The organism is Microbacterium insulae, from assembly GCF_042677065.1.
Classification (GTDB): Bacteria; Actinomycetota; Actinomycetes; order Actinomycetales; family Microbacteriaceae; genus Microbacterium; species Microbacterium insulae.
In genome coordinates, this window is record NZ_JBHTII010000001.1 from 305,032 (window position 1) to 326,430 (window position 21,399).

Here is a 21,399-nt window from a genome sequence, read left to right on the forward strand (position 1 = left end):
CGGGGCATCCGATCAGCGCGCGCCTACGATGCGACGGCTTCGGGAGCCGCCTGCGTCGTCAGCGAGATCACGCCGTAGTCCCACCCCTTGCGGCGGTACACGACGCTCGGGTGGTCCGTGCGGACGTCGACGAAGAGGAAGAAGTCGTGCCCGACGAGCTCCATGCGGTCGACGGCCTCTTCCACCGACATCCACTCCGCCTCGAACTCCTTCGTGCGGATGACGACGGGTGTGTAACCGTCCTCCTCCTCGTTGCCCGTGATGATCGGGATCTCGCCGGTCGCGACGGCGCGGAGCACGTCGACGGATGCCGGCTGCACATCGATCCCCTGGAGGGCGCCGCTGCTCTTGTCGAGCTTGGCGCCGCGGGGGTGGTTGCGGGCGTCCAGGCGCTTGTCCTTCGCGCGCCGGAGCTGCTCGCACAGCTTGTCGACGGCGAGGTCCAGCGCGGTGAACTTGTCACCGTCGGTGGCCTCGGCCCGGACGATCGGGCCCTTCCCGGTGAGGGTCAGTTCGACTGTGTCGTCCTCAACGCGGCCGTTGTGGTACGCGCGATGCGTGACCTTTACTTCCACGCGCTGTGCGCGCGGAGCGAGGTGCTCGATGCGGGCGGCCTTGTCTTCGACGACCGAGCGGAAGCGATCCGTGATCCCCACTCCCACGCCGACGATGCTGGTTTCCATCCCTGACCTCCTTGTTCCGGTCCGCCCGGCCAAGGGCGGACCATCAGTCGCCTTGTCCCACCCACGGTAGCCGCGCACACGTCGGGTGTCACCTGTGAGTTTCGCACGCGACCCCCGCGGTTCACCCGGCGGCCGCTCGGCGCGGTGTGGCAGCCGCGGTGACGGCACCCATGACATCGACACCGGCGTCGCGCAGCGCCCGCACGGCTTCGGCGATGGTGGCGCCGGTGGTCACCACGTCGTCGAGCACGACCGCCCGAAGGCGGTGCGGGCCAGGGGCGACGGCGCGCAGGCTGCCGGCGACGTTGGCGCGTCTCGCGGCACGATCCAGCCCGCGCTGGTCCCCCGCGCGGCGGGCGATCCGCAGCAGGCGCGCGACCGGCTGCCCGGTCTGGGCCGCAAGGAGATCCGGCACGCGGTACCCGCGGCGGCGGTACGACCCGTGCGAGGTCGGCAGCGGCACGACCGCGCACTCTTCCGCGCCGCTCCGCTCCCAGGTGGCACGCATCGCCGGCGCGAGCATCCGGACCAGCGGCGTCCGCCCCTCCTCCTTGATCGCCCGCAGCACACGCGCCGGGACGCCCTCGAACGGGAGCGCGCTCCACACCGGTATCGGCCCTCCGTCGGCGTGGATGAATCGGCGGACCGGCTGAGGCTGGAGAGCTCGTCGGCAGTCCTCGCACAGGGAGGAATCGCTCGCACCGCAGCCCGCGCAGACCACGGGAAGGAGAAGGGCGAGGGCGTCCGCGAGCGCCGTGCGAACGAGGGTCGGCGTATCGGGGAGGTCCATGACGACACCGTGGCACGGTCGGGTCCGCGCTCATGCGGCGCGGCCGGACCTGTGGACGGCCCGGTCCTCCTCGCCGTCCGGGGAGGAACCTCTACTCCGGGATGCCCTGCTGCGTCGCGAGCACCAGAACCCCGGTCGCGGTCGGCTGCCAGCTCGTGCCGCGCTTGACCGACAGCGTGCCGTCCTCCGACAGCAGACGCACGCTCGAGAGCGACGTCCCGCCCGCGATCGACTCGATGCCCGCGGCGGCCGTGCTGGTCGTCGAGGTGCCGCCGACGACCTGCTCGAGGACGAGCGAGGCCTCCTCATCCGCGGACAGCACACCGATCGAGAGGTCGTCGAGCCACGCCAGGCCGACGCCGGGGCCCGACAGAACGGCCAGCTCCACCGGCTCGCTCAGGCGCTCGGGGAGCTGGTCGGCGCCACGGACGATGCCGGCCACCCAGAGCTCCGACCGACCCCCCACGGTGACGAGTGCGGCGATGCGGGCACCGTCGCGCGACACCGACATCGCCTGGATCGCGGTGGCGCCCGGCCACGCGTCGGCGACGACGACCGGCGTCAGGTCCGGCAGGTAGGCCTGCACCCCGCCGGGCTGGCCGCGCGGCACGGTCCACACCATGTCGAACGGGTCGATCGAGGGATCGACGAGACCTGTCCGGGTGTCGAGCACGTCGTAGGTCTGGTCGGCGCGCACGACCGAGACCGCGCCGTCGGACTGCCGGACGGCGGCGGACTCGCGCTGGGCGCCCACCTGAGCGGCGACCGGCGCGAACTCCTCGATGATGTCGGAGAGTCCGGGGATCGGCTCGATCTCGCCGGCTCCGGCGAGGAAGCCGAAGCCCTCTTCCGTGAGCACGAGCGGCGCGCCGGCGACGCGGGTCGAGCGCGTCGCGACCAGCTCGGCGTCGATCGGCGCCGACTGCACGGTGAGATCCACGCCGGTCACACCCGCCGTCGCGAGACTCGTCTGGAGCTGGGTGTACATCCGGTCGATGCTCTCGGGGTCCGCGCTCAGGGCGGACACCGACAGGTCGACCTCGTACCGGTTGCCGGGCTGCGGGACGGCCGCCACGACCGACACGCCCTCGGGGAAGGCGCTCTGGACCGACTCCGCGAGCCACGCGGTCGGCGCGTCGTTGAAGGCGAGCGCGACCTCGCGGGGAGCGCTGGTCGTGGGATACCACCGCGCGTCGGGGACGAGGAACTCCCACGTCGGGTCGAAGTACATGACGGAGTAGCTGCGGAAGACGCGCGGGAACTCGCCTCGATCGAGCACGACGCCGTCGAGCGCGAACGAGATGCGCCACTCGCCGTCGATCTGCACGAGCTCGAAGGGCAGCTCCCGCTCACCCAGTTCGGCCTGTTGGTAGACGCCCTTGTCGTCGACCGTCGCGACGGCCGTGATGGACATCGAGACCGTTCCCTCGCCGTCGTCGGGCGCGTCGCCCGAGTCGACGGGCGAGCGGTCCTCGAAGATGTCGACGATGACGCCGGCGGACGGGTCCCAGGCCTCGGCGAAGTCGGGCGTGAGGAACTCGCGCGCCCGGTCCCAGCGGGCACCGACCCCCGGGCCGGAACCCGCACGGAGGAACCCGTCGACGATCTGCTCGGGGCTCGCGCCGGGCTGCGGGCTGTCGGGCAGGAGGAAGGAGGTGTCGTCGGAGTCCGGCGTGTCGGCCGTGCTCAGCCCGTAGTTCACCTTGCCGGTCGTCGGCAGCCCGGCGCACGACGCGAGGCCCAGCGCGAGCGCCGTCACGACAAGGACCAGGATGCCGCGCCGCGCCGTCACCGGGCACCTCCGGGGGTCGCGGCATCCGCCGCGGGCACCGTGCGCGGGAGCGTGATGGGCTGTGTGAGGCCGAGGTCCGGGGCGCCGGCGATCGAGTCGTCACCCGGGTCGAGCGGGATCGGCGAGGGGCCGGTGAGACGCCCCTCCTTGCGCGGAAGGGTGAGCACGAAGTGGGTGCCGCGGCCGAGCTCGGACCACACGCCGAGTTCCCCGCCGTGCAGGCGGGCATCACCGAGGGCGATCGACAGGCCGAGGCCGGTGCCCCCGATCGTGCGCGTCCGCGAGGGGTCCGCGCGCCAGAAGCGGTCGAAGACGCGCTCGACCTCGTCGGGCTTCATGCCGAGCCCGTAGTCGCGGACTCCGAGGGCGACCGCCTGCTGATCGCTGTCGACGGTGACGACGATGGGGCGTCCCTCGCCGTGCTCGATCGCGTTGCCGAGCAGATTCCGCACGACCCGGCGGACCCGCCGCGGATCCATGTCGACCGGGGAATATCCTCCCGGAGCGACCAGGCGCACGTCGGTCTGATGCTGCTCGGCGAGCTGCTCCATCGACGCGATGACGTCCTCGGCGAGGTGGGCGAGGCTCGTGGGTTCGAGCTCGAGCTGCACCGACCCGGCGTCGTACCGGCTGATCTCGAGGAGGTCGGTGAGGAGTGTCTCGAAGCGCTGCACCTGGTTGTTCAGCAGTTCGGCGGCCCGGGCCGTCGCCGGGTCGAACTCGTCGCGCTGGTCGTTGATCATGTCGGCCGCGAGCCGGATGGTCGTGAGCGGAGTCCGCAGCTCGTGCGAGACATCCGACACGAACCGCTGCTGCACGAGCGACAGGGCGGCGAGCTCCTTGATCTGCGACTCCATGCTGTCGGCCATCGCGTTGAAGGAGCGGCCGAGCGTGGCCAGCTCGTCCTCGCCCCGCACCGGAAGGCGAACGCCGAGGTCGCCCGAAGCCAGGCGCGCGCTGGTGTCGGCGGCCTCGCCGATCGGCGTGGTCACCGACCTGAGGACGAACCACGCGATCCCGCTGATGAGCAGGACGAGGGCGATGCCGACGATCCACAGCGTGCCCTGGACGAAGCCGAGCGTCTGCGGTGCGTTGGCGAGGTCGTAGGCGAGGTAGAGCTCGTACGGACCGACGCCGGGCACGGTGAGCTGCTGGCCGACCACGATCCCGGGCACGACGTCCCCTTCGTCGGTGGGCAGCCCGATGGACTGCCACACCTGGCGGTCGTCATTGGCGCGCACGCTGGCGCGCAGTCCGTCGGTGAGCAGAGACTCGAAGGCGAGGTCGGACGTGAAGTCCTGAGGAGCGTTCGGCGACGGCGGCCCGATGCGGAACGCGGCGTACTCGTCGCTCGTGGCCTGCTGGTTCAGCGTGGTGCGGACAAGGCCCATCGCGTTCTGGAGCTGGACGCCGTCCTGCCCCGAGACGCTGTCGAGCGTCAGCTGCGCGGCGGCGGTCGCACGCTGCGCGTTGAGGAGCACCTGGTCCTTCCGCGAGACGAAGAGGTCGTTCTGGATGGCCAGCGCCATCCACACGCACGCGACGATCACCGCGAGCGCCGTCAGCCCGAGCGTCACCATGATCGTGCGGAATCGCAGCGATCGGCGCCAGAGGGCGGCGAGGTTGCCCGGCCACGCGCGCAGGTGACGCCAGCCGGTCAGCGGCGTCCGGGTCGCCGTCACCCCCGTGGTCGGGGCTGCCATGTCGTGCTCACACGACGGCGCCGGCGCGGTAGCCGACGCCGCGCACCGTCGTGACGATCTTCGGGTTGTCGGGGTCCTGCTCCACCTTCGCGCGCAATCGCTGCACGTGCACGTTCACCAGGCGGGTGTCGGCCTTGTAGTGGTACCCCCACACCTGCTCCAGCAGCATCTCGCGCGAGAACACCTGCTGCGGCTTCGAGGCGAGGGCGACGAGCAGTTCGAACTCCAGCGGCGTGAGGGCGATCGCGCCGTCGCCGCGGCGGACCTCGTGCGCGGCGACGTCGACCGTGAGGTCGCCGATGCGCAGGTGGTCGCTCGCGGGCTGGCTGGCGGGGCGCAGGCGGGTCTTGATGCGGGCGACCAGCTCCTTGGGGTTGAACGGCTTGACGATGTAGTCGTCGGCGCCGGACTCGAGGCCCTTCACGACGTCGGCGGTGTCGGTGCGCGCGGTCAGCATGATGATCGGCACGCCCGACTCCGCGCGCACGCGCGTGCAGATCTCGATGCCGTCCATGCCGGGGAGCATCAGGTCGAGCAGGATCAGATCGGGACGCTCGGTGCGCCATGCGTCGACGGCCTGCGACCCGTCGGCGCAGAACACCGTATCGAATCCCTCGGTGCGCAGCACGATGCCGATCATCTCGGCGAGAGCGGTGTCGTCGTCGACCACCAGGATGCGTGATGTCATCGCGCGGATTCGTCCTTCTGTTCGTCGCGCGGGCAGAGCGCGGTACGCGCCTTCCCCTTGCGCTCCCCACAGAGTAGTCGACCCCGCCTGGAGACGGGCCGAGGACGACCCGTGACCGAGCCGAAAGCCGCGGAAAGCGGATGCCGCGCCCGGCGGGTATGACACGATGAGGGAAGCTCTCGCCGGGCGCCCGTGTCGACGGGACGCCCCCGCCCGAAAGGGGACGAACGTGACCGCCCAACAGGCCTGGACCCCGGCATCCCGTCCGGGGATCATCCCCCTGCATCCGCTCTCGTTCGGCATGCTGCTCGGCCGCTCGTTCGCCGCGCTGCGCAGCAACCCGCGCGTGCTGCTCGGGTTCGCCCTCGTGGTGCAGACGGTCACCTACATCGTCGTCCTGGCCGCGGTGGTCGGCATCGCGTTCGCCTCGTTCGTGCGGCTCGACACCCTGCAGCCGGGGACCGACGAGTACAACGCGGTGCTCGCCGGGTCGATCGCGATCACCGCCATCGCGGGTCTCGTCCTGGGGCTCGCCGCCGGCGCGCTCGGCGTCCTCGTCCAGGGCATCGTCGTGACGGAGGTGGCCCACGCCGCGGTCGCCGAACGGCTGACGCTGGGTGCCCTGTGGCGGCAGGTCAAGCCGATCGCGTGGCGCCTCATCGGCTACTCGGCGCTCGTGATCCTCGTCATCGTGGCGGCGATCGCCGTGGTCGCGACGGCCGCTGTCGCGCTGGGCGCGGTGACCGGGCCCGTCGCGATCGTCCTGGTCGTTCTGCTCATCATCGCGGCGATCCCGCTGAGCTGGTGGCTCATGATCAAGCTGCTGCTCGTCCCCGCGGCGATCATCCTCGAGCGCGCCACCATCGGGCGCGCGATCGCCCGGTCCTGGGCGCTCACGCGCGGGCGGTTCTGGTCCTCGCTCGGCGTGATCTTCCTGATCTCGATGATCTTCGGGTTCGTCGCGCAGGCGGTGAGCATCCCGTTCAGCCTGCTGGGCTCGGGCCTGACGACGATCATCGCGCCCACCGGCGACCCCGAGCCGAGCGCGATCATCGGCGTCATCGCGGTGAGCCTGTTCACCCAGGTCATCACGCTCCTCATCCAGTCGGTCGCGCTCGTCGTGCAGTCGACGGCGACGGCGCTGATCTACATCGACTGCCGCATGCGACGCGAAGGCCTCGACCTCGATCTCCTGGCATACGTCGAGCGGCGGGATGCCGGAGCCACCGACCTGCCCGACCCGTACCGCGCGAACGTCGGTCGCGCGCTGGCACGACCGACGTACGGCGCCGCACCGGCTTACCCCGCCCCCGGCCCCTACGCCCCGCCGTACGGCCAGCAGCCGTATGCACAGCAGCCCTACGGGCAGCCGCAGTACGGCCAGCCGCAGTACGCGCAGCCGTACGGCGCGCCGCCGCAGGTGCAGCCGCCGTATGCGCCGGCTCCCGCGCCGGCTGCGCCCCCCGCGACCTCGCCGGACGCGCCATCGGGGCCGGCAGCCCCGCCGCCCACGACGTGGGCGGCACCCGGCACCCCCTCCGACGGCGTCGACCGAGAGTCTCCGTGGGCCTGACTGGACTGAGCGCGGCGATCGTGGGCTCGGGGGCGGCCGTCGTCGCGCGCGCCGCGGATGCCGTGCCCCCGCTCGAACCCGACGGCGACGAGGCCCGGCGGTGGGCCGAGGTCGAGCTGTCCGATCCCGTGTACGACATCGCCGAGCCCACGCCACTCGATCGCCTCGCCCAGGCCGTCGCGGACTTCTTCGGCGACCTGTTCTCGACCGAGCTGTCGGGGCAGTGGGGGTCGGTGGTGGCGATCATCGCCGCCACGATCGTCATCGCCGTCATCGTCGTCGCCTTCGCCGTGTGGGGCGTGCCGCGTTCCACCCGGCGGGCGCGCACGGCGCACGCCACCCTCTTCGGCGAGACGGAGGAACGGTCCGCCGCCGAACTGCGGACCGCCGCGGCATCCGCAGCCGCTCGCGGTGACTGGGACGAGGCGATCGTGCTCCGGTTCCGTGCGCTGGCGCGCGGATGCCTCGAGAGAGGCGTCGTGGACCTGCCGCCGGGAGCGACCGTGCACGCGTTCGCCCGGGCCGCGGCGCGCATGTTCCCGCGCCTCGCCGACGATCTCGAGGCGGCCGCAACGGCCTTCGACGACGTGCGCTACCTGCGACGTCCGGGCACAGAGGAGCTCTACCGCCGCGTCGCCGAGGCGGACGCGGCGGTGACGTCGGCGCGCCCCGCCCGCGCGGAGGTGCCCGCATGAGCGCGCCCGCGACGGTGTCCGCCCCGCCGACGACGGCTCCGGCATCCACCCCGCGCCGCCGCCGGATCGGCGTGTGGATCGCGATCGGCGTTGTGCTCCTCGTGGTCGGGGCCGGTGGAGCTGCGCTCCAGGCCGCCTCGCAGTGGGCGCAGCGCGAGGCGCTCGACCCCGAGTCCGCGGGTCCGGCGGGCACCCGGGCACTCGCCGAGATCCTGCGCGATCAGGGTGTCGAGGTCGTCGTCGCCCGCGACCGCGCCGCCGCCACCCGCGCGCTCACCCGCGGACCCGCGACCCTGGTGCTGCCCGACACGCCCGCCCTCTCCGACGACGGACTCGAGGCGCTCATCGACCAGGCCACCGATGTGGTGCTGATCGACCCGCGGGCCCGCACGCTCGACCTCGTGCTCCCGGGGGCGACGATGGCCGGCGCCGCGCCGGACGCGGTCGTCCTGCCGGACTGCGATTCCGGCGACGCGGAGCGCTCCGGCGGCATCGCACCCGGCGCGCTCTTCTCCCCCGGTGCCGACACGTCCGCGTGCTACCCGGTCGACGGCGGCTTCGGACTCCTGGTCACGGCGGACGGCGAGCGCCGCGCGGCGGCCGTGGACGGCACGGTGCTCTTCACGAACGAGCACCTGGCCGATGACGGCAACGCCGCCCTCGCCGTCAACCTCATGGGGCGGCATCCGCTCGTCGTCTGGTACCAGCCCGGCCTCGGCGACACCGACCTCGCCGACACCGATCCGACCCTCGGCGAGCTCACCCCGCCGTGGGTGAGTCCGGTGATCGTGCTGCTGCTCGTCGCGGGCGTCGCCGCGGGCATCTGGCGCGGTCGCCGCTTCGGCCCGCTCGTCGCCGAGCACCTTCCCGTGACCGTCCGCGCGTCCGAGACCTCCGAGGGCCGCGCCCGGCTGTACGCGCAGTCCCGCGACGTCGTGCACGCCGCCGATCAGCTACGCATCGGTGCGCTCCAGCGCCTCGCGCTCCTCCTCGGCCTCGGCGCCGGCGCGTCCGCCGCCGAGATCGCAGATGCCGCGGCCGCCCGCGCGGGCATGGATCGCGGCCGCGTCCGCGCCCTCCTGATCGACGAGATCCCCGCGCGCGACGCCGAGCTCGTCGACCTCGCGCAGCGACTGCGCCTGCTCGAAGACACCGTCCACACCCGAGTCCGCCCCGAGAGGAACCCCTGATGAGCGACACTCCCCCGACCCCGCCTCGGTCCGACGATGCGGCGCTGCGCGAAGCGATGAACCGCGTCCGCCTCGAGGTGGGCAAGGCCGTCGTCGGGCAGGACGGCACGGTGACCGGCCTCCTGATCGCGCTCCTCGCGCGCGGCCACGTGCTGCTCGAGGGTGTGCCGGGTGTCGCCAAGACCCTCCTCGTGCGCGCCTTCAGCACCGCGCTCGGGCTCGACACGAAGCGCATCCAGTTCACCCCCGACCTCATGCCGGGCGACGTGTCGGGTTCGCTGATCTACGACGCCCGGGCGGGCGAGTTCGAGTTCCGGGAGGGACCGGTGTTCACGAACATCGTGCTCGCCGACGAGATCAACCGCACGCCCCCGAAGACCCAGGCCGCGCTGCTCGAGGCAATGGAGGAGCGGCAGGTGTCGACGGACGGCGTCACGCGGCCGCTGCCCGACCCCTTCCTCGTCGCGGCGACGCAGAACCCGATCGAGCACGAGGGGACCTACACGCTGCCCGAGGCGCAGCTCGACCGGTTCCTGCTGAAGCTGATCGTCGAGGTCCCGGCGCGCGACGCCGAGCTCGCGGTGCTCCGGCGCCACGCGAGCGGCTTCGACCCGCGGGATCTCGCGGGCGCCGGACTGCAGCGGGCCGCCACCGCCGATGAGGTCCACGCGGCGCAGCGGGCCGCGGCATCCGTCACCGTCTCGGACGACGTGCTCGGCTACGTCGTCGACCTCGCGCAGGCCACGCGCCGCAGCCCGTCGGTGCAGCTCGGGGTGAGCCCGCGCGCGACGACCGCGCTGCTGGCCGCAGCGAAGGCGTGGGCGTGGCTCGGCGGGTACCCGGCGATCACGCCGGATCACGTCCAGACGATGCTCCTGCCGACGTGGCGCCACCGGATCCGGCTGCGTCCCGACGCCGAGCTCGAGGGCGTCTCGGTCGACGCGGTGCTGGGCTCGGTCGTCCAGCAGACCCGCGTACCCATCTGACATGTACCTCACCGGTCGTCTCCCGCTGCTCGTCGCCCTCGGCGCCGTGCCCGTCGTGCTGCTCTCCGTCGCCGGCGTGGACGCGTGGCTCGCGGCGGCGGGGTGGATCCTGCTGTGCGTCGTGGTGGCCCTCGTCGATGCGGCGATCGCGCCGGATCCGCGCCGGATCACCGTGGAGCGGCGGCAGACGGCGAGACGCGTGCTGCTCGGCGAGCCCGCGAGCACCGAGGTGCGCCTGCGCAACGACGGCGACCGCACCGTGCGCGGGCGCTTCCGCGACGCGTGGCAGCCGACGGCGGGCGCGCCGGAGTCCCGCATCGCACTGGAGGTGCCCCCGGGCGAGAGTCGGTCGTTCACCATCCCGCTCCTTCCCCGCCGGCGTGGCGAGCTGCGGTCGGGGTTCGTCGTGGTCCGGTCCGACGGTCCGCTGGGGCTCGCCGGGCGGCAGGCGCGACTCGACTCGGCCGGCGCGATCCGCGTGCTTCCGCCGTTCTCCTCGCGCCGCCACCTCCCCTCGCGGCTCGCCCGTCTCCGCGAACTCGACGGAAACACCAGCGTGCAGGTGCGCGGCCAGGGCACCGAGTTCGACAGCCTTCGCGAGTACGTGCGCGGTGACGACGTGCGCTCGATCGACTGGCGGGCGACCGCGCGTTCGTCGACGACCATGCTGCGGACGTGGCGGCCCGAGCGCGACCGGCACGTCGTGATCGTGATCGACACGGGGCGCACGTCGGCTGCTCGCGTCGGTGACGGGGTGCGACTGGATGCCGCGATGGAGGCGGCACTGCTGCTCGCGGCGCTCGCGTCCCGCGCGGGCGACCACACCCATCTGCTCATGTTCGACCGCCGCGTCCGCGCGCGCGTCACGCGCGTGGACGGGCCGTCGCTGCTTCCGGCGCTCGTGGACGCGATGGCCCCGGTCGAGCCGCAGCTGATCGACACCGACTGGGACGCGGCTTTCGCGGAGGTGCGCGCGCTCACGTCGCGCCCGTCGCTCGTGGTACTCCTCACCGCCCAGGACGCCGCCGAGGCGGCCCGGGGCTTCCTCGGCTCGCTGCCCGCTCTCACGCGCCGCACGCAGGTGCTGGTCGGCACGGTGACGCAGGACCCCGAACCGCCCGAGGATCGGCCGGACGCGGCATCCGTCTACGCTGCCGCGGCGCGCGAGAAGACGGCGAGGGATGCCGCGACCGTCGCCGCGGCGATGGCCCGGGCGGGCGCGGAGGCGATCTCGGCTTCCCCCGACGCGCTCCCGCCGCGGATCGCCGACCGCTACCTCGCGCTCAAGGCCGCCGGCCGCCTCTGATCCTCGAGGCATGGGAAAGGGCCGGGACGAGATGCGTCCGGGCCCTTCTCCTGACGGCTTACTTGTCGGTGGCCGGCAGCTTGTCGTGGGCGTTGAGCACGCGGAAAACGACGGCGGCGATCGCTCCGCCGACGATCGGGGCGAGGAAGTAGATCCAGTACGAGCTCCACGCGAACGCGCCGGTGATCGAGAGGCCGAGGGCCACGGCGGGGTTGAACCCGCCGCCCGAGATCGAGCCGAAAGCGACCGCGCCGACGAACACCGTGGTGCCGATCGCGAGGCCGTAGAAGGAGTTGTTCGGGTGGTCCTTCGACGTCGCCACGTTCAGCACGACGTAGACGAGGACGAAGGTCCAGAGCGCCTCGACGAGGAGGGCGGGTCCGACCTCGACCTCGATCGGGGCGCTGGCGGCGGGGAACAGCGCGAAGCTCACGGCGGCGGCGAGCGCGGCCCCGATCAGCTGCGCGACGATGTAGACGACGAGGCCGACGACGTCGATCGCGCCGCGGAGCCACACGCCGACCGAGACTGCCGGGTTGAGGTGGGCGCCGGAGATGTGCCCGGTGGCGTAGACCATCACCATGAGTGCGAAGCCGATCGCGAGCGGCGTGAGGTCACTGCCGCTGTTGACCGCGCTGATGATCGCGAAGACGAAGACGAACGTGCCGACCAGTTCGGCGACTGCACTGCGAACCGTGCCCGTCATGGGAAATCCTCCAGTCACACGGGCGGCGCGACCTGCCCCGCCTCGATACGACCCCGAGACTAGCGGACGCTCAGGCGTTTCTCAGGGAGACCGCGCGGGTGCACGCGCTCCGCCCAATGTCTTCTGCATCCAGGCGGTGGAGGGTCACGGCTGCGTTCGTACTTCTCGCGATCACCCAGATGCCCCAAGCTCCCGGCGCAGTCCCGCTTTACGTGGTCACGGTCGGGGCGGGTGCGGTTATTGCAAACGTTCGCCGCTACTCCCATAGACCGCTTCTCAGGGGCGAGCCTTGGTGGAGAAAGTTCCTGCTTACGCTGGCTCACGGCCGACGAGTTCGGGAGACCGCGCTCCGCGAGGCGCCTGCTCCCCACAGCACGCGGGTCTCGGAAGACGTGCCATAGCGGCGCCGATCAGTGCTCAGCCGAGGGGAATGGCGCCTGCTCACCCCGCCGTGAGGGTGGGCGTGCCGGCCTCGTACTCGGTGAGGTCGCCGGTCTCGCCGCGGCGGTAGGCGCGGCCGCCCACGACGATCATGTAGAAAAGGAACAGCGCCAGTGCCGCCGCCCCAATCCCGATCTTGAGCGGCCACGGCCACGGCTGCGCGGTGACGAAGCCCTCGATGACGCCCGAGAGCGCGAGGGCGAACACCATGCCGATCGCGACGGTCGCGAGCGAGCGGCCGGCGGCAGCGAGCGCCTCGCCGCGGGTGCGGCGACCGGGCGCGACCCAGGCCCAGAAGATCGCGAGCCCGGCGGCGGCGGCGACGAAGAGGCTCGTGAGCTCGAGCAGGCCGTGCGGCGCGATGTAGAGGAGGAAGACGTCGCCGCGGCCGAACTCGATCATGACGGCGGCCGCGGTGCCCACGCCGACCGCATTCTGCACGAGCACCATGATCGGCCAGAACCCGGTGATGCCGAACAGCACGCACTGCAGCGCGATCCACGCGTTGTTGGACCACACCGTCCCCGCGAAGGCGGCCGGGTGGTTCTCGCTGTAGTAGTCGGTGAACTCGTTCTCGGCGTACTGCTCGAGCTGCCAGCGGCTCCCGAGGGCGGCGACGAGCGCATCGTCGCCCGACACCCACAGGGCCACGACGGTTCCGACGAGCACGAAGCCGACGGCGATGACGAGCGTGGCCCAGCGCAGCCGGTACAGGGCCGCCGGCAGCTGGAGGGCGAAGAACCGGGGCACTTTGCGCAGCACGTTCTCGGGGGCGCCGGTGAGGCGCAGGCGCGCGCGGGCGAGCATCGTGGAGATGTGGTCACCGTGGATGCTGCGACCCGCGGAGGTCTTCGCATCCGCCAGATCCGCCGACGCTGCGCGGTAGCGATCGACGAGCTCGTCGACCTCGGCGCCGGTGAGCCGCCGCGTGCGGCTGAGCTCGTCGAGTCGCGCCCACTCGGCCTGTCGCGCAGCGGACAGGGCGTCGAGATCCATGTGCTTCACTGTACCCATGCCGGACGGCCGCGCCTCGATCATCGACATCCACCAGGACGAGATCCTCACCGGTGAGGCCGTCGCCCTCGACGTGCAGCCCGTCGGCTACTTCCTGCGGGCGCTCGGGGTCTTCATCGACATGCTCATCGGCGTCGTCCTGCTGTTCCTCTACGTGCTGCTCGTCACGTGGCTCATCGCGATCGGCGCCGTGGACGAATCCACCCTGACGATCGCCACGATCGCCGTGCTCGTGCTCGTGCTGGTGGCGATTCCCACGGTGGTCGAGACGCTCAGCCGCGGCCGCAGCATCGGCAAGCTCGCCGTAGGCGGGCGCATCGTGCGCACCGACGGCGGAGCGACCGGGTTCCGGCACGCGTTCATCCGCGCGCTCGTCGGCGTCTTCGAGCTGTGGTTCACCCTCGGCGCCGTCGCGGCTCTCGTCGGCGCCTTCACCCCGCGCTCGCAGCGCCTCGGCGACCTGATGGCGGGCACCTACTCCGAGCGCACTCGGACCCCGCGACTGCCTGCCGCGGACTTCTCCGTCCCCCCGCCGCTTCTCGAGTGGGCGGCGGTGGCCGACGTCGGCCGGCTTCCGGAGCGCCTCTCCCGTCGCCTCGCCCAGTTCGCGTCCTCGGCGCCGAACATGGAGCCCGCAGCCCGCGCGCGGGTCGCAGCATCCCTCGCCCAGGAGGCCGCCCGTCACGTGTCGCCGGTGCCCGCCGCCGACCCCGAGACGCTCATCCGCGCCGTCGTGGCCGTGCGGCGCCAGCGGGAGCTGCGCGCCCTGCAGCTCGAGGCCGCCCGCGTCGATAATCTCACCGGCGCAGTCGCGGCCGTGCCGCGCGGATTCCCGCAGCGCTGACCGCGCCGCCCCTCAGTACCGGTAGTGGTCGAGCTTGTAAGGGCCCTCGACCGGCACACCGATGTACTCGGCCTGCTCGGGCGTGAGCGTCGTGAGTTCGACCCCGAGTGCGGGCAGGTGAAGCCGGGCGACCTTCTCGTCGAGCGCCTTGGGCAGCGTGTGCACGCCGATCGGGTACTCCTCGCGCCGAGTGAACAGCTCGATCTGCGCGAGCACCTGATTCGTGAACGACGCGCTCATGACGAACGACGGGTGCCCGGTGGCGTTGCCGAGGTTCATGAGCCGGCCCTCGCTCAGCACGAGCACGCTGCGGCCGGTCGGAAGACGCCACTCGTGCACCTGCGGCTTGATCTCGACCCGCTCGGCGCCGGGGATCGCGGCCAGACCCGCCATGTCGATCTCGTCGTCGAAGTGGCCGACGTTGGCGACGATCGCGAGGTGCTTGAGACCGAGGAGGTGCTCGGGCGTCACCACCCGCGTGTTGCCCGTGCCCGTCACGACGATGTCGATCTGCTCGAGGACGGTCTCGAGGCGTGCGACCTGGAAGCCGTCCATCGCAGCCTGGAGCGCGCAGATCGGGTCCACCTCGCCCACGATGACGCGCGCGCCCTGACCGCGCAGCGCCTCCGCCGCGCCCTTGCCGACATCGCCGTAGCCGGCGACGAAGGCGACCTTGCCGCCGATGAGCACGTCGGTGGCGCGGTTGAGCCCGTCGGGCAGCGAATGGCGGATGCCGTAGACGTTGTCGAACTTCGACTTCGTGACCGAGTCGTTCACGTTGATCGCGGGGAACAGCAGGCGACCGGATGCCGCGAGCTCGTACAGCCGGTGGACACCGGTCGTCGTCTCCTCGGTCACGCCGACGAGCCCTTCGGCCAGGCGCGTGAACCGCTGCGGATCGCGCGCGAGACTCTCACGCAGCGTGTCGAGCACGATCCGGTACTCCGCGGAATCGGATGCCGCGGCATCCGGAACCGCCCCCGCGGCCTCGAACTCGACCCCCTTGTGGACGAGCAGGGTCGCGTCGCCGCCGTCGTCGAGGATCAGGTTCGGGCCGTCGGCCCCTTCGGCCGACCAGTCGAAGATGCGGTCGGCGAGCCGCCAGTACTCCTCGAGGGTCTCGCCCTTCCACGCGAAGACCGGGACACCGGCGGGCGCATCGACGGTGCCCGTCGGACCCACCACGACGGCGGCCGCCGCCTCGTCCTGCGTGGAGAAGATGTTGCAGCTCGCCCAGCGCACCTGCGCGCCGAGAGCCACGAGCGTCTCGATCAGCACCGCGGTCTGCACCGTCATGTGCAGCGACCCCGCGATGCGGGCGCCGCGCAGCGGCTGGAGGGGACCGAACTCCTCGCGCAGGGCCATGAGGCCCGGCATCTCGTTCTCGGCCAGCCGGAGCTGATGACGCCCCGCCTCGGCCAGGGTCAGGTCGGCGACCTCGAACTCGAGCGAACGGACGGCGGCGGTGGATTCCGTGGGCATGCGCCCATTCTCGCACCCGGCAGAGAGCGGCGGCGGGCCGCGGCATCCGGCTGTCAGACGCGCAGCGTCTCGTGCCGCACGACGACCCACCCCTTCGGCACCGACAGCCGGTCAGTGTGGATCGCACACAGGTCGTGCGCGTGCGGATCTGTCCCTCCGCCGAGCGGTCCGAGGGCCGCCATCTGATCGCCGTAGTCGTAGGTCAGCGTCGTGACGGCCTCGCGGGCGCATCCCACCTTGGAGCAGAGTCTCTCGCGCATCGCCTCGACCCTAGCCCCGCCCTCCGGGCGATGAGGGGATGCCGCGCCCCGACGACGCCGATCCGGTTCGCGGCGACGACCGGCGCCTAGGATGGGTGCATGGCGTGGCGGCGAACCCGGAGCACCCCAGCGCCGTCCCGGCGGCTCTCCCGGCACGGACGCCACGGGCGCGAGGACCGCAGCCCGGTGGTGCGCCCGCCCCTTCCCCCGCTGGATACGCGGATCGACCGATTCGACCTCGCCGTGGGCACGGCGGCGGAGTTCCTGCGCTCCGCGTGGCCGGAGCTGCGCGACGTGAGCTTCGAGATCGCCGACATGCCCGCGGCCTCCGACGACGACGGCATCCCCCGGTGGACGGTACTGCGCGACTCGCACCGGATCATCGTCTACCGGCTGCCCGTCGAGCGGCTGAGCAGACTCCACCGCACCGACGACCTGCACCGCCGGATGATGATCGAGAGCTGCGTGTTCCGCGCCGCCGCCGAGTACCTCGATCGCGATCCGTGGGACCTCGGCCCCGAGCGGTTCCGCTTCTTCTGAGCCGCTACGGGTAGACCACGATCGGCGGGGTCGCGGCATCCGCCGACCACACCGGCATGCCGGCGAGCGCCCCGTCGCCCGTAAGAGACAGGCCCGCGCGCACCTCGCCGTCACCGGGGTCGAGCAGGTAGACGGTGTTGGACGACAGCCGCGCGGTCACGCTCGCCGCGGCGGGCACCGACACCTCGAGGCGGAATGCCCCGTCGGCCGAGACCACGACCACGTCCGCCGGCTCGGACGCCGGATTGATGACCGTGAGCACCGGAGCAGGGCCGCTCGGGGCGGCGAAGAGGCTCGGCACGGAGACGAGGGGGGCCGGCGTGTACCAAGCGAAGTCGTCGCCCGCGCCGAATCCGGTGGCCTGCCACACGGCCGCCACCACCGGCTCGCCCGCCTCGACGCGCACCGTGTACGAGCCGATCGGGAGCCCTCCGAGGTCGACCTCGATCGGCTCTCCCGCGACGAGCGGGACGTCCTGCGGCGCGAGGGCCGGCTGGTCGCGTCCGACCGGCGTCACCGTCACCGACGCCGACGTGTCGGCCGAGGGAGACAGCAGCCGCAGCGCGGTCGCGACGTCCGAGGCGCCGTCCGCGCCGGGGCTTCGGGTGACGGCGACCCCCGTGATGACCTGCGTCGCCTGCGGTTCGCGGATCGGGTCGACCTGGTCGACGCCGCCGGGCACGAGTGTGCGGGTGATGCTCGTCTGCAGGGAGGCGTGCACGGGAGCGCCGGAGGCCGACACCCGCACGACGGGGCTCGCCTCGCCGAGCACGAGGCCGGCGAGCGGGATGACGCGCTGCGTTCCGGCGGGGATCACGATGTCGGCGCCCCCCGGCGGGTTCTGCTCCCCCGCCGAGCCGAACACCGTCAGCTGCACCGTCGCCGGGACGACGCCGGGATTCGACAGCAGCACGAGGTCTGCCGCTCCCGTCTCCCCGGAGCCGCCGACGAGCCACGACTCCAGCAGGGGCGGACGGCAGGCCGAGGCCGCGAACCCGCTGAGGTCCTCGGCCGTTACCGTCGACGAGCCGGCGGCGGCGACATCCACCCGCTGCCGGTCGACCGGCGGCGCGGTGAACACGGCCGGACCGTCGGGAGTCGATCGGCCGTCAGGAATGACCGCGGACTGCCCGGGCGCCGCGGCCCCCTCGGACACGCCGCTCGTGACCTGCTGGGTGGCCGCCACCGTCAGTCCGCCGGCCTGCGTCACGTCACGCCCCAGCGAGAGCAGCGGCCCGTCGCACGCGACGACCGACGCGGCCGGTGCGGGCACGACCGACAGTGCGGCGGGCTCCCGCACGACCCCGGGCCACGGGATCGTCACGGCGGTCACCACCGCGACGACCGCGCCCGTGGCCGCCAGCGTGCCGGCGAGCAGGCGGGTGCTGGTCGTGGCCCAGCGGAACACGCGTCGATCGCTCATCGGCCCTCCTGCCAGTGGGGTCCGACCACGCGCGGCATCAGTCGCGCTTCGCGGCGCGATGCCGCCGTCGGGACGGCGAGCAGCAGGGCGGCGGCGAGCACGGCGGCCTGCACGGCGAAGACGAGCGCTGCGGTGGCGTGGACGGATGCCGCGACCCCCGGCCGGTCGGCCACATCGGTCGTCACGCGCCACAGCGCGCCCTTGGTCGTCTCCCCCACCGCATCGAGGCTGTCGCGCTGATCGAGCGAGGTCACCGCCGACAGCCGCATCGTGCGCGCCGCGTCGGACTCGGGCTCGGCCGCCGGCGCCACGAGCACGAATGCGATGCCGTGCGCGGCGAGACGGGCGACGACGTCTTCGGCCGACGAGGTGACGAGATCCGCGGCCAGCTCGGAGAGCTCGACCGCCTGCGGATCGGGTTCCGCGCGCGTGGAGAGGATCGTGGTCTGCCCGCCGATCGTCTCGCTGCCACCCCACACGACCTGCGCCGCGACCCCTCCGGAGTTCTGCGGGGTGAGCACGATCGTGCCGACGTCGGCGTCGTCGTCGCCCTCCGCCGCCACGTACGCCGGGAGGGTCGATTCAGGACCGTTCTCGAGCCCCGCGGCGCCGCGCGCCGTGGCGGTGAGCGACGGGAGCGCGAGCACCGCTACCGCGGCGAGGGCGACGGCGGCGGCGGCGCCCCGCAGCAGGGTCATCCGCGGCGCCAGCCCGGCGTCGAGGGCGACCGCCGCGGCGCCGATCGCACCGAGCCACGCCAGGCTCAGGCCGTTTCCGGGCCACACGGTCACCGGCAGCGACTGCTCGAACGAGACGGAGATCCCCACCGCCGCGAACGCGGTCGCAAGGCCGAGGCCCGTCACAACGAGGAGCGCGATGCCCGCGGCCCACCGCTGCGTCAGCGGCGCGGCCAGCGCGAGCAGGGCGACCGGGGCGGCGAGGAGCGGCACCCACCAGATCGGTCCGTCGGGCAGCACCGTCGTCCACCCCGCGACGTCGGGCGTCGGGATGCCGGCGGCGAGAAGGGCGCGTCCGGACGCGTCCGCACCGACCTGGGGGCCCGCCCACGGCACGCCCGGGTCGGAGACGAGACCCCACACCTCTCCGCGGCGCACGGCGCTCCATACGAGAGGGGCGAACACCACCGCCGCCGGGATGAGGACCCACAGCAGACGCACGACGCCGCGCCCCGCCCGCACGATCACCGCGACCACGATCGCGCCGACGACCGCCACGAGCAGCGCGGGCGCGAGTGACGGCGCAGCCGCGACGGTCGCCGCGAACAGCAGCGAGGCGGCACCGGCACCTGCCCACGAACGGTGCGCGACCGAGCCGGCGAGGAACAGCCACGGCAGGAGCAGGTGGGCGATCACGGCCGAAGGGCGTCCCTGCGTGAGCGCGGCGAGCAGCGCGGGTGACAGGGCCCAGAGCACGCCGACCATCGCGCGCAGCAGCGAGCGCTCGGTCACGCGCGTCGCGGCGAACCAGCCGCCCAGCGCGGCGAGCGGGAGCGCGAGGACCCACAGCACGACGATGGCGCGGGACGGCTCCCACGGCGAGAGCGACCCGATCAGGGCGATCACGCTCGAGAACGGGTCGGCGGGACCGACCGTGTCGAGGCCGAGCGCGCGCTGGCCGAACGCGGCATCGGCCCACAGCTGCGAGACGGTCGTCCGCAGCGGCTGGAGCGCGCCGCCGCCGAGCGTCGGCCAGGCCAGGAGCGCGGGGAACGCCGCGATCGAGACGACGAGCGCTCCGAGCACGAGCCATGCGCCGCCGCCCGAGAAGAACCGCAGCTCGGATCGTCGCGGGGCGCTGATGAAGGCATCCCCCGACTCGTCGCCGAACTGCTCGCGGAGCTCGGTACCGCTCGTCCGCAGCGGGGCGAGCTGAGCCCACGACGTGCGCTTGGCCCCCGCCAGGCGCCTGCGGCTGCGCGCGACGGCGACGGGGCGCAGCAGGGCGACGAATGCGGCGCCCCACTCGGGAAGGATGCTGCCGGGCTCCTTGCGGACGAGGTCGGCGACGGTGCGCCACGCGGCGAGCGGGAGGATCGCGAGCCAGTGCAGGACGACGGCGGCGGCCGGAGCGTAGGCGAGGCGACGGTGCAGCTGCGCCACCCGAGACGAGAAGGCTCGGCGGCGACGACGATGCGGTGTCAGCGGAGCCGGGAGGCCGGCGACGCCGTCGCCGGCCGTCGCGACGATCGCGGTCGGGGCGAGGGCGACGCGCGCACCGGCGAGTCGGGCCCTCACGCCGAGGTCGAGGCCCTCGTCGGCACCGTGAAGTGCCGGGTCGAGCCCGCCGAGCTCGCTCCACGCGGAGGCGCGCACGAGGATGCCGCGCACATCGGTGCCCAGCACATCCGTGCGCCCGTCGTGCTGCCCCTGGTCCAGCTCGCCGTCGGCGAGGCCGACCGAGCGCCCGAACCGGGTCATCCCCACGCCGAGGGACACGATCTCGGAGCGGTCGTCCCAGCGCACGAGCTTCGGCGCGGCGAATGCGGCGGACGGCGAGACCTCGAGGACCCCGCTGAGACGCGCGAGGGCCTCGCGCTCCGGGGCGGTGTCCTGCGCGAGCAGCCAGACGGCATCGCCGTCCAGGCGCGGGCTCACCAACGCCACCGCTGCGGCGTATCCGGTCGAGGCCGGTGCCTGCACGACGGACTCGGCCGACGACGACCCGGCCAGTTCCTCGAGCGCCGTGTCCCCGCCGCACAGGACGATCGTGAGAACGTCCACCGGCCGCGTCTGCTCGTCGATCGCCGCCAGCGTGCGACGCAGATGGTAGGCCGCCGGCGTGCGACCATCGGGACGCACGACGAGGATGGCGTGTACTCGGGCGGGCATGACGTGGTCAGCCTAGGCGGCATCCCGGCGCGGCCCGGTCGTACGCGCCGCGCGTCGCAACGTCGCCGCGCGGGAATCGAAACCCGGCGCTCAGCCGGCGCGACGCTTCAGCTTGCGCCGCTCGCGCTCGCTGAGCCCGCCCCAGATGCCGAAGCGCTCGTCGTTCTGGAGCGCGTACTCGAGGCATTCGCCGCGAACGTCGCACGACCCGCACACGCGCTTCGCGTCGCGCGTGGAGCCGCCCTTCTCGGGGAAGAACGCCTCGGGATCGGTCTGGGAGCACAGGGCGTCGGTCTGCCACGAAAGCGGATTGTCGTCCTCGCCGTCGACCGGACGCCGCACGCCCGGAACCCCGAGCTGTACCGGATCGACGAACCAGTTGTCGGGAACGGCGGAACGGTAGTGCGAAGCCGTCATCTCGTTCTCCCCCCGGG

At 72.9% G+C, this 21,399-nt stretch carries 19 protein-coding genes; 7 read left to right on the forward strand and 12 right to left on the reverse strand.

All coding sequences use genetic code 11. From position 1 onward, the window contains the following. Window positions 1-23 precede the first annotated feature (23 nt). From hpf to mtrA, 5 genes are all read right to left on the reverse strand, one after another. On the reverse strand, window positions 24-683 hold the full coding sequence (hpf, locus tag ACFQ0P_RS01440; RefSeq protein ID WP_204979954.1) for a ribosome hibernation-promoting factor, HPF/YfiA family: 660 nt from the start codon (window positions 681-683) through the stop codon (window positions 24-26). Between the two features lie 121 nt (window positions 684-804). Beyond that, window positions 805-1,473: a ComF family protein gene (locus ACFQ0P_RS01445; RefSeq protein WP_204979955.1), complete on the reverse strand. Its 669-nt coding sequence runs from the start codon at window positions 1,471-1,473 to the stop codon at window positions 805-807. A gap of 91 nt (window positions 1,474-1,564) precedes the next feature. Next, complete coding sequence (locus ACFQ0P_RS01450; protein WP_204979956.1) at window positions 1,565-3,265, reverse strand: LpqB family beta-propeller domain-containing protein; 1,701 nt, start codon at window positions 3,263-3,265, stop codon at window positions 1,565-1,567. After that, window positions 3,262-4,968, reverse strand: a complete 1,707-nt coding sequence (gene mtrB / locus ACFQ0P_RS01455) for an MtrAB system histidine kinase MtrB (protein ID WP_204979957.1) — start codon at window positions 4,966-4,968, stop codon at window positions 3,262-3,264. The genes ACFQ0P_RS01450 and mtrB overlap by 4 nt, the downstream gene beginning before the upstream one ends. A 7-nt stretch (window positions 4,969-4,975) precedes the next feature. After that, complete coding sequence (gene mtrA / locus ACFQ0P_RS01460) at window positions 4,976-5,656, reverse strand: MtrAB system response regulator MtrA (protein WP_204979958.1); 681 nt, start codon at window positions 5,654-5,656, stop codon at window positions 4,976-4,978. 229 nt (window positions 5,657-5,885) lie between these two features. Here mtrA and ACFQ0P_RS01465 point away from each other — a divergent pair, with 229 nt between their 5' ends. Genes ACFQ0P_RS01465 through ACFQ0P_RS01485 form a run of 5 tightly spaced genes read left to right on the forward strand, consistent with a single transcriptional unit; the run spans window position 5,886 to window position 11,406 of the window. Further along, window positions 5,886-7,229 carry a glycerophosphoryl diester phosphodiesterase membrane domain-containing protein gene (locus ACFQ0P_RS01465; protein WP_204979959.1) on the forward strand — a complete coding sequence of 448 codons (1,344 nt, stop codon included), beginning with the start codon at window positions 5,886-5,888 and terminating at the stop codon, window positions 7,227-7,229. Continuing rightward, on the forward strand, window positions 7,220-7,924 hold the full coding sequence (locus ACFQ0P_RS01470) for a DUF4129 domain-containing protein (protein ID WP_204979960.1): 705 nt from the start codon (window positions 7,220-7,222) through the stop codon (window positions 7,922-7,924). The genes ACFQ0P_RS01465 and ACFQ0P_RS01470 overlap by 10 nt, the downstream gene beginning before the upstream one ends. Beyond that, window positions 7,921-9,114, forward strand: a complete 1,194-nt coding sequence (locus tag ACFQ0P_RS01475; RefSeq protein ID WP_378771113.1) for a DUF4350 domain-containing protein — start codon at window positions 7,921-7,923, stop codon at window positions 9,112-9,114. Before ACFQ0P_RS01470 ends, ACFQ0P_RS01475 begins: the two co-directional genes overlap by 4 nt. Next, window positions 9,114-10,100 carry an AAA family ATPase gene (locus ACFQ0P_RS01480; protein WP_204979961.1) on the forward strand — a complete coding sequence of 329 codons (987 nt, stop codon included), beginning with the start codon at window positions 9,114-9,116 and terminating at the stop codon, window positions 10,098-10,100. The genes ACFQ0P_RS01475 and ACFQ0P_RS01480 overlap by 1 nt, the downstream gene beginning before the upstream one ends. Before the next feature lies 1 nt (window position 10,101). Beyond that, window positions 10,102-11,406: a DUF58 domain-containing protein gene (locus ACFQ0P_RS01485; protein ID WP_204979962.1), complete on the forward strand. Its 1,305-nt coding sequence runs from the start codon at window positions 10,102-10,104 to the stop codon at window positions 11,404-11,406. 58 nt (window positions 11,407-11,464) lie between these two features. Here the strand turns inward: ACFQ0P_RS01485 and ACFQ0P_RS01490 are convergent, their stop codons facing one another. Together ACFQ0P_RS01490 and ACFQ0P_RS01495 are read right to left on the reverse strand one after the other, a co-directional pair. Then, window positions 11,465-12,112, reverse strand: coding sequence for an MIP/aquaporin family protein (locus ACFQ0P_RS01490; protein ID WP_204979963.1), 648 nt, complete (start codon window positions 12,110-12,112; stop codon window positions 11,465-11,467). Between the two features lie 441 nt (window positions 12,113-12,553). Then, window positions 12,554-13,549 (reverse strand): stage II sporulation protein M, encoded by a 996-nt coding sequence (locus tag ACFQ0P_RS01495; protein WP_204979964.1) that lies wholly within the window; start codon window positions 13,547-13,549, stop codon window positions 12,554-12,556. Window positions 13,550-13,565: 16 nt separating this feature from the next. Here ACFQ0P_RS01495 and ACFQ0P_RS01500 point away from each other — a divergent pair, with 16 nt between their 5' ends. Continuing rightward, window positions 13,566-14,411 carry an RDD family protein gene (locus tag ACFQ0P_RS01500; protein ID WP_204979965.1) on the forward strand — a complete coding sequence of 282 codons (846 nt, stop codon included), beginning with the start codon at window positions 13,566-13,568 and terminating at the stop codon, window positions 14,409-14,411. A gap of 12 nt (window positions 14,412-14,423) precedes the next feature. On the opposite strand, the gene ahcY is transcribed toward ACFQ0P_RS01500, so the two are convergent. Together ahcY and ACFQ0P_RS01510 are read right to left on the reverse strand one after the other, a co-directional pair. After that, a complete protein-coding gene (gene ahcY, locus ACFQ0P_RS01505; protein ID WP_204979966.1) occupies window positions 14,424-15,893 on the reverse strand; it encodes an adenosylhomocysteinase in 1,470 nt (489 codons plus the stop codon). Between the two features lie 53 nt (window positions 15,894-15,946). Then, complete coding sequence (locus ACFQ0P_RS01510) at window positions 15,947-16,153, reverse strand: DUF3499 family protein (RefSeq protein ID WP_056121530.1); 207 nt, start codon at window positions 16,151-16,153, stop codon at window positions 15,947-15,949. Window positions 16,154-16,252: 99 nt separating this feature from the next. Here ACFQ0P_RS01510 and ACFQ0P_RS01515 point away from each other — a divergent pair, with 99 nt between their 5' ends. Continuing rightward, complete coding sequence (locus tag ACFQ0P_RS01515) at window positions 16,253-16,693, forward strand: metallopeptidase family protein (RefSeq protein WP_204979967.1); 441 nt, start codon at window positions 16,253-16,255, stop codon at window positions 16,691-16,693. A 4-nt stretch (window positions 16,694-16,697) separates the two neighbouring features. On the opposite strand, the gene ACFQ0P_RS01520 is transcribed toward ACFQ0P_RS01515, so the two are convergent. The 3 genes from ACFQ0P_RS01520 to ACFQ0P_RS01530 all read right to left on the reverse strand — a co-directional run bounded on the left by ACFQ0P_RS01520 (window position 16,698) and on the right by ACFQ0P_RS01530 (window position 21,382). Beyond that, window positions 16,698-18,116 (reverse strand): DUF5719 family protein, encoded by a 1,419-nt coding sequence (locus tag ACFQ0P_RS01520; protein ID WP_204979968.1) that lies wholly within the window; start codon window positions 18,114-18,116, stop codon window positions 16,698-16,700. Then, window positions 18,113-20,965: a glycosyltransferase gene (locus tag ACFQ0P_RS01525; RefSeq protein WP_204979969.1), complete on the reverse strand. Its 2,853-nt coding sequence runs from the start codon at window positions 20,963-20,965 to the stop codon at window positions 18,113-18,115. Before ACFQ0P_RS01525 ends, ACFQ0P_RS01520 begins: the two co-directional genes overlap by 4 nt. A 90-nt stretch (window positions 20,966-21,055) precedes the next feature. Next, window positions 21,056-21,382 (reverse strand): WhiB family transcriptional regulator, encoded by a 327-nt coding sequence (locus tag ACFQ0P_RS01530; RefSeq protein WP_204979970.1) that lies wholly within the window; start codon window positions 21,380-21,382, stop codon window positions 21,056-21,058. Window positions 21,383-21,399 lie beyond the last annotated feature (17 nt).